Genomic DNA, 12,716 nt, shown 5'->3' with positions numbered 1-12,716 from the left:
ATTCAAAAAATATTTATTAAAAAAATGACTCTATGTCTTTTTTGTGAAATTCATCTCCGACCTAAAAGAGGTCGGAGTATTCTTTCACTAATTTGATAATACTGCTAGATAAAGCTTTCTCATGTATCTATAGCTTGCAAATATCACATATTTTGAAAATTTCTCTTTTGTTTTTTCTGTAATGTTTCCGCTTTCCTCTTCAAAATTCACCAACAAACCTTCCTTAGTTATATAGTATTCATCGGCCCTGCCAAAATCCATATTTGGAAATACAATTTCCTGGGGCAGTCTGGTTTTGAATTCGCCAGGCAATCCAAGATATTGATGTAGACGTTTGGTTTGAGCTAATGTTTGGTATTTTAGTGTTCTATCGTTAAGTTGATAGACCTGTTTTTTTTTCATCAAAAATCTCCTTAATTTTTTTTGAGATTTCTAGAAATCAAATATAAATTATTCATGAACATTTGATAATTTGGAACATGGATTATATAAGGTTATGGTCGATAAAACATCATTATTGATTTTAATTTGTAATTTTACAAGTTTAATCAATTTTTACTTGAATCTATTAAAAATATGTGAAGATTGTGAGGGTTGGAAAAATTAAAAGTAAAAAAGTTTTAAAAAAAGAAAAAAATTAAAAGATTAAGCTTCTTTTCTTAATCTTTTTACAACAAAGTCCTTGTCCAAACTCAACAGGAATGATGCTGCTCTTGGACCTTGTTTTTGACCGAGAATCATTTTATAAATTGCCTGGAATCCTTTTTGCGGTTTTAATCCTTGGCTTTCTAGGATCTCATACATCGCATCGTGCAATGCTGCGGCATCTGTAAATTCGGTGCTTTCCATCATGTCAGCCAAATCAGCTAGGAAATTGTCCTGTTCCGGTGTCAATGGCAATTTTGGCACGCTTTTTTCCTGCACTTGGAATTTCACGAATTTAGGTGCATAGGTATCCAGCCAGTATTTGACGTTGTCAACCCTTTCACGGTATTGTGCCAATTCCAAGTCTGTCAATTCGCCAAATTCCTTGTCCTTGAAGCTTTTGGTCAATTGTGAGTTTCTTTTAAGGATATCGAAGATTTTTTCCAAATCGTCGCCTGCAATCTGATATGCGTTGACCATGAATCTGAATGGCGGTCTGAAAGGTAAAGGTGCATCGGGATTCATCTGGACTATTTCGTAGATTTCCCTGAATTTTTTGCCTTCTTTTTCGGACGGTGCTTCCACTTCATCATAGAACACTTTTTCAACTGTGTCGAACTGGTCTATAAAGTCAAGGTAAGGCATTTTTGGTGAGAAGTCTTTTGCCTTCATCGGCTTTGACCTGAACAGGTAGTAGTGGAGACTTTCAGCAGGGCCGATTTTCAGCCATTCCTCAGGAGCGAAGAAGACTCCATGGGATTTGCTCATGGCCTCGCCGTCAAGTGTAATCCATTCGTATGGAACAGGATATGGTGCAGGATAGTCAAAGATCTTTTCGGATATTACGCTGCTCACATCGTATGATCCTCCGCTTGCTGCGTGGTCTTTTCCGAAAGGTTCGCAGGTTGTTCCAAATATTTTCCATCTTGCAGCCCATTCGACTCTCCATGTGAGCTTACCGTTTCCGGATTTGATGTCCATTTCACCTTCGTGGCCGCATTCACATCTGTATTTTATGATGTCGCCGTCGTAGTCATAGGCATAAGTGGTATTTACCCTTCCACATTCGTCACAGATTGGGTTGTATGGCAACCAGTCGTCAGCCAGAGGCTCTCTTCTGTATTCGTTGAAGATTTCCTTTATTTCTTCAACATTTTCAAGGGCGGTTCTTATGTAATCGTTATAGACTCCGGACTTGTACATTTCAAAACCGGATTTTGCTTCCATTTCTATTCCGTAATCGTCCATCACTGACAATAACGGTTTTTCGAAGTGCTCTACAAAGTTTGCACAGCATCCGTCAGGGCATGGAATCATTGAGTATGGCATGCCCAGGTATTTGTCGTAAGATTCAGGTAAAGGATATGGTACTTTTCTGAGTGGATCGTGGTCATCTGCAATCCATATTGTTTTGGCTTTTTTTCCTTTTTCTCTTAATTTCTTTCCAATTCCGTTAGCTATGAATATGTCGCAAGAGTTTCCGATGTGTATTGAACCTGAAATTGAGGTTCCGCTTGCAATGATGTGCTCTTCTACATCCATTTTACTTAATTCATTAGCTATATTTTCAATCCAATGTGTCATTTATATTCACCGTTATAATAATAAGAATAAGTTTTATAATGTATTGATATTTGTTGCTATTAGTATAAAAGTATTAAGTAAAAGATTTGAATTCGATGATATTTAGAAAGGAAGTGTCATGAATTATTATTTTTTCAAGCATCTTGGAATCGTTTGAAACAAAAATCAAATCATTATGTGTGAGTCCGCAGTCATGTGCATCGGCAATGATTTTACAGTCTTGCTTGTGGACTCCCCAGGTGTATAATTTTTTTGCATGGTCTAAATAGTTTAAGTAATTGTCAATACCACAATCATGAAATTTTAGAGTTGAATTTAACTTATAATCTCTCTTTGAATACATTTTTTCAAATTCTCTTGTGAAATCGTTGAATTTTGTTGAGATAATCTCTGAAATGCCTTCATCAAAATCGTATTTGTTCCAAAAGTTTTCAAGAATCTTTTGTTTTTTGAACTTGTCTAGATTACAAATTTTTGTCTCTTTGAGAATGAGTTTTTCGAAATCATAATAATTCACGAAATCCTTTTGGTTGTTTTTTAATATTAATTTTGTTCTTTGTAAGAAAAAATCAATTGAATTTTCTATGTTGTTTAATTTAGATGAATATTCTTTAACTAAATTTGACCAAAAAATATCTTCAGAGGTTTCTGTTATGAATTTGTCAGATTGAGGATGCCATTTGTCATGAATTATGGTATAGCCCAATGCAACATTTGTATCAATGAAATAATGCATATTATCACCCTCTTAAGCTTTCATGAATTTCATATAATTCTTTTTCACTAAATTCTTCACTGGATTCGTAAATTTCATTATAAAACTCATGTCGTATCTCTCCGTAGATATTTTTAAAATGAATGTTAAATTTTTTGTGTCTTTTTAATTCAAGATCGCAATAATTATTAATCAATCTAATTTTTGATTCCAGTAGTTCAATGAAAACATCGAATAGGTGTAATGCAAAATCACAATGTCCAAATGAAGTATCAATGCAGTTTTTATGTACAATATAGATGACTTTGTCAGAAATGGATAGGAAATAATTTAGTTCATTATTTAAAAACTCATATTTTTCTAATTTAAGAGCAATTTCATTGAATTTTTCTTCTAATTCATGATAGATTTCAAATTTTGATTGTTTTTTTACTTTAACAAATGATTTTAGTTTGTAAAGTCCTTCTTTTATCATTTTTTTTATTTTTGAAATGATTTCTGAGTCATAATCAATGGAGATGTTTGTATTAATGGATGTATTCATGGGATGTACCTTTTTTTTAAATTTTTTTTGTTAGATATTGGTATTATTTTAATTGTATATAAATATTTTCATTAAATAATGTCTTACAATCTATTATTTACATTATTAGGTAATAACATTTCTTATTTTAAAAATTGCAGTTATTTAGTAAAATTGTAGAGAGTTTGTAAAATTGTTTTGGGAAAAACATTATTTAAATAGTTTGTGGTTAAAAGTTTAACTTTATTTTAGAATTAAATATTATTTTGTTAAAAATAGAGGATATAAAAAGAGTTAATTAAATTAAAAAAAGAAAAGAGAATAGATAAATAAATTATCTATTTGATTAAGTCGGAATCTGACTGATCCAACCATTCGTTAACGATTTTTACTGCACAGTAGTTACCGCACATGGTACAGGTGTCCTCTTCTTCAGGAGGTCTCTGGTCTCTTTTTGCACGTGCAGCTTCCGGAAACATTGCGCAGGCATATTGTGCTTCCCAATCAAGGGTTTTACGAGCTTCTGCCATTGCAAGGTCTTGTGAACCGTCAATTTGTCCGCTTGCAAGGTCTCCTGCATAAGCTCCGATTTTGGTTGCGATTACACCTTCCCTTACATCATCAGGGTTAGGCAATGCAAGGTGTTCTGCAGGGGTTACGTAACAGATAAAGTCAGCACCCGCTTTTGCAGATGATGCCGCACCGATTGCAGACACGATGTGGTCGTAACCTGGTGCCACGTCACATACGATAGGTCCTAACATGTAGAATGGAGCATTTGAACACATTTTCTTTTGAATCATTACGTTTGTTGGGATTTCGTTGATTGGAATGTGTCCTGGTCCTTCAATCATACATTGCACTCCTGCTTCACGGGACCTGTCGATGAGTTCTCCTAAAATAATCAATTCTTGTATTTGTGCCCTGTCGGTTGAATCGGCAATGGATCCTGCCCTCATACCGTTAGCAAGTGAAAGAACAACATCATGCTCTTTGGCAATTTCCAATACGTAATCGAAGTTGGAGTATAATGGGTTTTCCTTTTCGTTTTCGACAATCCATCCGGACATGAAGGAACCTCCTCTTGAGACCAAACCGGTTACACGGCCCTGTCTTTTGAGTCTGGTTAAGGTTTCAATGTTGATACTGCTGTGGACCGCCATGAAGTCAATACCATCTTTTGCTTGCTTTTCGATGGTGTTGAAGAGGTCATCTTCAGTCATGTAGACTACGGAACCGTCCCTTCTGATGCTTTCGATTGCTGCTTGATAAACTGGCACTGAACCTACAGGCAATGGGGACATGTCAAGAACTCTGTTTCTGATTACGTCCAAATCTCCGCCGATACTCAATTCCATCAGACAGTCTGCACCGTTATCGATTGCTATTTGTGCCTTCAATACTTCCTCATCGAAGTTCACGATATCGGTTGAGGTTCCGACGGTTGCGTTTACTTTTGTTCTGAGTCCTGCTCCAATACCTGAAGCCTCAATGTCTCTGTTAACGTTACTTGGTATTACAATTGTACCTTCTGCCACTGATCTTAAAATGAAATCTTCTGAAACACCTTCTATTTCTGCTACGTGCTTCATTTCATCGGTTAATATTCCTTTCTTTGCATCACTAATTTGTGTCATTGTATCTCTCCATTAAGATTTATAATAGTCAAAGTTATTTTAAAATTTTTCCACACAAAGTTGATATTTTCTTATTTTTATTTAATAGTATTTAAATTAATGGGATTAATATTTATTCCAATTTTTATTGATATATATCAAGTCTTTTTTAAAAAAATAGTCAGTTTTAGAATTTAAATTAAAAATAAGGTCATATTGACAAAAATAAAATAAAATTGAAAAAATGAGGGGAATTAATAGAATTCGCTCATTCTTTCAAATGCTTCATCAAAGGTTGGCATGTTGGTCTGACAGCCTTGATGTTGAATGATGAATGATGAAACGGATGATGCGAACTTGGCGGATTCTTCAAGTGTTTCTCCATTCAGGAATCTTGATAAAAATCCTGCCCTGTATGAATCTCCCGCACCGGTAGGGTCAACCGCTTCGGTTGGGATTGCATCGATTTTGATTTTATCTTCGTTGGAATATATTTCACAGCCGTTCGCTCCGCATGTCTTGACAATGATTTTAGGACCCATCTGCCTCAATCCGGTCAGGTCAACTTCAAGGGCATCCAGAATCCTTTCGATTTCATGATGATTTCCAAAAAGGATTGTTGTGTTTTCAATTACGTCAACCAGCTTTTTGGTGTCATACATTCCAAGGTCCTGGCCCGGATCGAATGAGACAAGCAAATCCTGATTATTGGCTTCCTGTGAACATTTCCAGTTGAATTCAGGGTCTCCGGTTGCCAGGTGAACCGCTTCTGCATTTTCAATTGCCTTTGCCGGTACCTTGCTTTGTGCAAATTCCTTGGCGGCGCCCCAGTAGAAGTAGCTGATCTGGTCGTCGTTGTCGTCGGTCATGACAAATGCGGTAGGTGTGGCCTCACCGGGAACAACAATCAGTGAATCGGTGTCAATGCCTAAATTTTGCATGTGTTCATAGTATTCGGTTTTTTTGAAATCTCCGCCAACAGCTGAGACGAGTGAAGTTTTTAATCCTAATTTTGCTCCAACACAAGCTACGTTTGCAGCTGCTCCACCATTAAATGTTTTCATATTGGTTATAGGAGCTGAAAAATTAGCTTTTGGAAATTCAGGCACTCTAATAATGTAATCATGAGCAGAGTGACCAATTGCTAGTAAATCTCTGTTTTTAACCATAATATCGCCTTTTTATTTTTCAATTCTTATATTGTGTTTCATCATTATTTAATGTTTTGAATTGCACATTTTCACGGATGCGCACATCCACAAAAACACGGTGTAATATGAGTGTAGTTACATATTATAATATTATATGATATGTAATTTTGCCGAGAGCATTTGAAAACTAATCAACCCATCGGTGTGAAACCCTGCTTTTCGATGGATTCTTGCCCGTCATTAAGCAGAAACCTTATGAACTCATCGATTTCCGGCTTGTCATCGTTTACCTTGATGACGCTGATGACATGCTGGGTGTCGTACTTGAGAAGCTCGTCTCCCTTAAAATAGCTCGCATTCAAAAATGTATACAGGTTTTTGGAGTTTCTCACCATTTTAAAGGCGTCAAACTGCGAATTCACCCTTTCTGTTATATTGTATTTTATGTCGTAATGGCTCAGGCTGTTCCAGGCAAGCCTTTGGGCGGACCCGTTGACCCCTACAAAGTCAAGGCCCTCCAGATCGGATATGCTTTCGACGTTTCTGGATTCGGGGCTTGAAACCAGAACAAGATAGTCATAGGCTATCGGCATGAAGTTGATGTCCCTTTCATATGCAATCAGTGGATCATCCAGGGTGAGGATATCCACAGCCCCTCTCTTTGCAAGTTCAAAGGCATCCTCATCGCTGCTGCTGTAGATGTTCAGGTTAAATGGTGTTTCGATACTTTCCAAAAGTCCGGTACTGATGTGTCCTCCGGCAATGTTGATGTTGGGTGTCTTTTCAATCTGGATTAGATATTTCCTAAATTCCTCAAGCAGTTTCAAACCTTCGGGTGTGAGGTGGGTTCCGTTTCCTATTTTTTGTGTGATCTTCACTCCCAATTTCTTTTCCGCCTTAAGCAGCCTTCTGTTGAATACTGTGTGTGAAATGTTCAGCTCCTTTGCCGATTTTCTCTGTGAATTGGTTCTTGACAATGAATCCAGGCTTTGATATAGTTTGTAATCATAGATTTTGCCGTCTATCTCCAGACTTATCAGTCCCTTACTTTCGAATTTCATTAATTATATATAAAATTGTAATCATAATTAATAATATTGATTTATGAGTTGGATAAAATGGAAATTATGAAAACCTCTATAAGGGCTATATTGGACAATATTGAAAGTGCAGAAGAATTTTTGGATAGGGAATCTATCGACAAGTTTGAAAATGTTATTATTAACTCCAAAAACATATTCGTTACCGGTGCCGGAAGGTCAGGGCTTGCCGCAAAGGCATTTGCCATGAGACTGATGCATTTGGGATTGAGCGCATATGTCGTAGGCGAAACCATATCTCCTGCCATCTATGCTGATGACTGCATTGTAGCCATTTCAGGGTCCGGTGAAACTAATACTATCGTATCTGCCGCCAACATTGCTAAAAATAGAGGTTCAAAAGTTCTTGCGTTAACATCATATCCTGAATCAACCTTAGGTCAGTTGGCTGACTGTTTCATTCTCGTTAAGGGAAGAACCAAAAAAGAAGTTGATGATGAAAATTATATGAAACGTCAAATCCATGGAAATTACACTTCACTTACTCCATTGGGTACCGCTTTTGAGCTGACAACATTGGTATTTCTTGATGCAATCGTTTCCGAACTTATGGAAAAGATGCAACAGACCGAAAGTGACTTGAAGGCAAGACACACAGTTTTAGAATAATATTCTATTTTGATTGTTATATATATTGCAGCGTTGGCCTCTCAAAAAGCCGACCAATGTAATATTTCCTTTTTTTGCGATATTGTATCCTGAGTTAGCGGGAGCTGCGTTTGATGCAAGGATAGGCACTCCTGCCCTTGTCATCTTGATGACCATGTCTGCAGGCATTCTGCCGCTGTAAATCACGTAGCTTTTGTTCAGGTCAAATCCGTTGAGAATTCCATAGCCGATCACCTTATCGACTGCAACGTGGCGGCTGACATCTTCCTTTACTACGAACTGGTCTTCAAAGACTATTCCTGCAACATGTGTCCCGCCGGTTGCCTGCCATATCTCTGCATTGTCCTTCAGCTCTTCTATGCGGTCAATCAGTTCATGCACGCTGACCTGCAAGTCGGATTCGACAGGGTTCACCTCTTTAATTTTGCTTCTCCATCCCCCTGCGGAATCGGAGCACAAAACGGTTTCGTTTGTTTTAAGAAGTGTGTCGTCAATTTCAACATTGATCTTTGTTTCGTCAATTTCTATACTTTTGATGTCTTTGAGGGTTTTCACCATGTTTTCATTCACCAGGTATCCCACAGCAAATTCCTCAAGTGAATCTTCGATTGCGGACATGCTGCGTGAAATGTTTCCGTTGATTGTCAATGTGACGGTTTCATCCTTCACCACTTTTTCCTTTGTCTCAGTTGGCCTTCCGTTTTTGAAATTTATTGCATCGATTTGTTCAATTTTCATCGTCTCACCTGCTATAATATTATGATATTCAATGTTTTTAAAAATTGATGTGTTGCGATTTTTGCATTGGAAATTTTTTGATTTTTTTAAAAATTTTTTATGCTTTTAAATTAATGATGATAGTTAAATATCATTTCAATTTATATCATGATGAAAATCTAATTATATTCAAGGCAAATATGATATTTGACAATTCAGTTTCTTGTTTTACAGTTTTTTTAGCGATGTGTATCATTTATAAACATAGATTGTTTTATTGTATTAAAACAATATTTGCTAATTTGATAATTTCTATCTGATGCCTTAATGCTTAATTAAATGCAATTATTTTTAAAAATAAAACTTATAAAATCATTATAGAGCATATTAAAAGTAACTTAAATTCAAAACACTAAAAAAAGACAATTTTCACGATGTGTATATAATCCATCATGATTTATCATTACATTAAATTTTACTCCTTTGTAGTATTTAAATATTTCTTCTTAATTCTAATAACAAATCCTTTTTATATATTAACTACTAATATAGTATCATAATACTCTTTGAACTACTTTGGGATTCATTCAGTATTATAAAAAAATTAATAAAAAGGGAATAAAAGAGGTTGATAAAATGAGTTCATCTTTTAAAAGTCCAGTAGATACTGCAAAAGCAATTGCTGCAACTGCTGGAGCAAAAAACTCTGCAAAAATAGATAATGTAATATTACTCTCCTTTTTAGCAGGAGCATATATTGCATTTGGTGGTTTATTAGCTATCGTGGCAAGCGCAGGTATGTTAAAAGCAGGCGCTCCACTTGGTTTAGAAAAATTCGTATTCGGTGCAGTGTTCCCTGTAGGTTTGATCATTGTTGTTATCGCAGGATCTGAACTTTTCACTGGAAACGTAATGTTTATGGCCCTTGGTCTCTTAGACGGCTCAGCTTCCGCTGGCGGTCTTGCTAAAAACTGGGTTATCAGTTGGATTTTCAACTTCGTAGGTGCTTTATTCGTTGCTTACGTTTTAGCTTTCATGGGAGGAATCACTCCTACTGATGCATCCGCACCAGCTTACGCAATTTCTGCGAAGGCGATTTCTGTAGCGGAAGGTAAAGTTACCATGCCATTTACCGCAGCCTTAATTAAAGGTATCGGTTGTAACTGGCTTGTATGTTTAGCTGTATGGTTAGCTAACGCATCAGATGATATCATCGGTAAAATCGTTGGTATCTGGTTCCCAATCATGGCGTTTGTATGTATCGGATTTGAGCACAGTGTTGCAAACATGTTCTTCATACCATTAGGTATGTTCTTAGGTGCTAAAGGTGTAACCTGGAGTACTATTATTATTAATAACTTAGTTCCTGTAACTCTCGGTAACATCATTGGAGGAGCAATCTTTGTAGCATGTATTTACTGGTACACCTACTTAAGAGGATAAGCTAGTAAACTAACTGAAGAAGCTTTTTTTAAAAAGCTTCTTTTTAAAATTTATTTAAAATACAAAAAAACTATTATTTTGGAGATTATAAAATGGTTGAGATTAAATATGTACCAACAATTTGTCCATACTGTGGTACTGGTTGTGGACTCAACTTCGTTGTAAAAGACGGAAAAATTGTTGGTGTAGAACCTTTAAAAAGACACCCTGTAAACGAGGGTAAAGTATGTCCAAAAGGAAACTTTGGATACCAGTTTATTAATAGGGAAGACAGATTAACTACTCCTTTAATAAAAGAAAACGGTGAATTCAGAGAAGCTTCTTGGGATGAAGCATTAGACTTAGTCGCTAACAAACTCAAAGAAGTATCTGACGAAGATCCAAACAAAGTTGGATTCTACGCATGTGCTCGTTCACCAAACGAAAACATTTACATTACTCAAAAATTAGCAAGAGTAGCTTGTGGTACTCAAAACGTAGACCACTGTGCACGTATCTGTCACGGTCCTACTGTAGCAGGTTTAGCTAATACTTTCGGTTCAGGTGCTATGACCAACGGATTCGACAGTGTTAAAGAAGCTGACTACATCTTCTGTATTGGATCAAACAACATGGAAGCACACCCATTGTTCGGACGTAAATTAATCCAAGCAAAACAAAACGGTGCTAAATTAGTTGTATTAGACCCAAGATTCACTCCTACCGCTAAAATCGCAGATGAATATGTTCAATTCGAAACTGGTACTGACGTAGCTTTAATGAACGCTATGATTAAAGTAATCATCGACAGAGGATTACAAGATGAAGAATTCATCCACTACAGAACAAAAGGTTTCGAAGAAATGAAAGAAACCGTTCAAAAATACACTTTAGAAAAAGCTTCCGAAATCACCGGAATCAAACCTGAAGTAATTGAACACTTAGCTATTGAATACGCATCTGCTGACAAAGCAGCTATCGTATACTCATTAGGTATTACCGAACACTCTCACGGAGCAGACAACGTGCAATGTTAACTGGTAACATTGGTAGACAAGGTACTGGTGTAAACCCATTAAGAGGACAAAACAACGTACAAGGTGCTTGTGATATGGGTGCATTACCTTCCGATTACGTAGGTTACAGAAAAGTTAAAGACCCAGAAACCACCGCATGGTTCAACGACTACTACAGTGGATACGGTTACGAAGTAAACTTACCAACCACTCCTGGTTTAACCTTAGTAGAAATGATGAACGCTGCTCACGCTGGTGACTTAAAAGTATTATACATCCACGGGGAAGACCCAGTTCTCTCTGATGCAGATGTACAACACACCAAAGAAGCACTTGAAAACTTAGAAATGTTAGTTGTTCAAGAATGTTTCTTAACCGATACCGCACAATGTGCTGACGTTGTATTACCTGCAGCAGGTTGGGGTGAACAAGAAGGTACCTTCACCAGTGGTGAAAGAAGAGTACAATGCTTACACAAAGCACAAGAACCTCCTGAAGGTGCATGGGTAGACTGGAAAATCATGGAAGAAATCGCAGTTAGAATGGGCGTTCCTAGAGAATTATTCCACTACGAATCTGCTGAAGAAATCTTCGATGAAATCAGAGAATGTGCTCCTATCATGGCAGGTATGAACCGTGAAAGATTAGACACTCCAGAAGCACTCCACTGGCCTTGTCCTTCCGAAGACGACCCATGTCAACCATTAATGCACAAAGTTAAATTTGCACACCCTGATGGTTTAGGTGTCTTCCAAGCATTAGAACACAAAGGACCTGTTGAAACCGTAGATGAAGAATACCCATTATTATTAACCACTACTAGGATATTGTTCCACTACCACGCAGCAATGACCAGAAGATGTGAAACCTTAAACAATGAGGTAAAAACTGGATTCATCGAAATCAACACTAAAGATGCTGAAGCAAGAGGAATCCTCAACGGTGAAGTAGTAAGAGCTTTCTCTAGAAGAGGAGAAATCGCAATTCCTGCTCGTGTAACTGACGACATCAGAGAAGGTATTGTAAACATTCCAATGCACTTTGTAGAATGTGCTGCAAATGTATTAACCAACTCCGACTCTTTCGACCCTAAATCCAAAATGGTTGAATTGAAAGCTTGTGCTATCCAAGTAGAAAAACTCGATGAAGTTGTCGAAATGAAAGGTGAAGTATACAAAGACGGTACTGACACTGAAATTAAAGCTGAAAACATGGCAACTACCACCGTAAAAGTAGGTAAATAAATAGGGAGTAGATTTAAATGAGCGCAAAAATTAATGATATGTACTACGCATACTCTGCTATTGAAGATATCAAAGAAAAAGGAGAGTACGGAGGAGTAGTAACTACCATCATGAAATACTTATTAGAAGAAGGTATCGTTGACGGTGTTGTAGGTGTAACCCAAGGTCATGATATTTATGATGGTGTACCAACTCTCATAACCGACCCTGCTGATGTAATCAAAACTGCAGGTTCCATTCACTGTGGTACCTTAAACATTGCTAAATTCGTATCAAAATACTTAGATGGTGCAAGATACATGAAACTCGCTGTTGCATGTAAACCTTGTGATGCAATGACCATCCGTGAATTAATGAAAAAAGGAAAAATCATC

Annotated in this window: 11 protein-coding genes and 1 pseudogene; 4 read left to right on the top strand and 8 right to left on the bottom strand. The window is 36.9% G+C overall.

Annotation, left to right across the window (positions count from 1 at the left end; translation table 11 throughout):
- Positions 1-87: 87 nt before the first annotated feature.
- The 7 genes from QZ138_RS10225 to QZ138_RS10195 all read right to left on the bottom strand — a co-directional run bounded on the left by QZ138_RS10225 (position 88) and on the right by QZ138_RS10195 (position 7,295).
- Positions 88-402 (bottom strand): hypothetical protein, encoded by a 315-nt coding sequence (locus QZ138_RS10225; RefSeq protein WP_292888932.1) that lies wholly within the window; start codon positions 400-402, stop codon positions 88-90.
- A 243-nt stretch (positions 403-645) separates the two neighbouring features.
- Positions 646-2,229: a lysine--tRNA ligase gene (gene lysS, locus QZ138_RS10220; RefSeq protein WP_292888931.1), complete on the bottom strand. Its 1,584-nt coding sequence runs from the start codon at positions 2,227-2,229 to the stop codon at positions 646-648.
- 73 nt (positions 2,230-2,302) lie between these two features.
- Positions 2,303-2,965: a hypothetical protein gene (locus QZ138_RS10215; protein ID WP_292888930.1), complete on the bottom strand. Its 663-nt coding sequence runs from the start codon at positions 2,963-2,965 to the stop codon at positions 2,303-2,305.
- A gap of 4 nt (positions 2,966-2,969) precedes the next feature.
- On the bottom strand, positions 2,970-3,488 hold the full coding sequence (locus QZ138_RS10210; RefSeq protein ID WP_292888929.1) for a hypothetical protein: 519 nt from the start codon (positions 3,486-3,488) through the stop codon (positions 2,970-2,972).
- A gap of 317 nt (positions 3,489-3,805) precedes the next feature.
- Complete coding sequence (gene thiC, locus QZ138_RS10205) at positions 3,806-5,104, bottom strand: phosphomethylpyrimidine synthase (protein ID WP_292888928.1); 1,299 nt, start codon at positions 5,102-5,104, stop codon at positions 3,806-3,808.
- Between the two features lie 233 nt (positions 5,105-5,337).
- A complete protein-coding gene (locus tag QZ138_RS10200) occupies positions 5,338-6,252 on the bottom strand; it encodes a carbohydrate kinase family protein (protein ID WP_292888927.1) in 915 nt (304 codons plus the stop codon).
- Positions 6,253-6,425: 173 nt separating this feature from the next.
- Positions 6,426-7,295, bottom strand: coding sequence for a LysR family transcriptional regulator (locus tag QZ138_RS10195; protein ID WP_292888926.1), 870 nt, complete (start codon positions 7,293-7,295; stop codon positions 6,426-6,428).
- 57 nt (positions 7,296-7,352) lie between these two features.
- Here QZ138_RS10195 and hxlB point away from each other — a divergent pair, with 57 nt between their 5' ends.
- Positions 7,353-7,943, top strand: a complete 591-nt coding sequence (gene hxlB, locus QZ138_RS10190) for a 6-phospho-3-hexuloisomerase (RefSeq protein WP_292888925.1) — start codon at positions 7,353-7,355, stop codon at positions 7,941-7,943.
- Here the strand turns inward: hxlB and fdhD are convergent.
- Positions 7,935-8,681, bottom strand: a complete 747-nt coding sequence (gene fdhD, locus QZ138_RS10185; RefSeq protein WP_292888924.1) for a formate dehydrogenase accessory sulfurtransferase FdhD — start codon at positions 8,679-8,681, stop codon at positions 7,935-7,937. The genes hxlB and fdhD overlap by 9 nt on opposite strands.
- Positions 8,682-9,296: 615 nt before the next feature.
- Between fdhD and QZ138_RS10180 the strand changes: the two genes are divergently transcribed.
- The 3 genes and pseudogenes from QZ138_RS10180 to QZ138_RS10170 all read left to right on the top strand — a co-directional run.
- Positions 9,297-10,103, top strand: coding sequence for a formate/nitrite transporter family protein (locus QZ138_RS10180; RefSeq protein ID WP_292888933.1), 807 nt, complete (start codon positions 9,297-9,299; stop codon positions 10,101-10,103).
- A 92-nt stretch (positions 10,104-10,195) separates the two neighbouring features.
- Positions 10,196-12,342, top strand: a pseudogene (gene fdhF, locus QZ138_RS10175) (formate dehydrogenase subunit alpha).
- 17 nt (positions 12,343-12,359) lie between these two features.
- Positions 12,360-12,716, top strand: a 357-nt coding sequence (locus tag QZ138_RS10170) for a coenzyme F420 hydrogenase/dehydrogenase beta subunit N-terminal domain-containing protein (RefSeq protein ID WP_292888923.1), incomplete at its 3' end; no start/stop codon positions are given.

The organism is Methanobrevibacter sp. UBA212, assembly GCF_905233225.1.
GTDB lineage: Archaea > Methanobacteriota > Methanobacteria > Methanobacteriales > Methanobacteriaceae > Methanocatella.
Note: the sequence above shows the minus strand (reverse complement) of the source record. Positions and strands in the feature narration are given on the sequence as shown.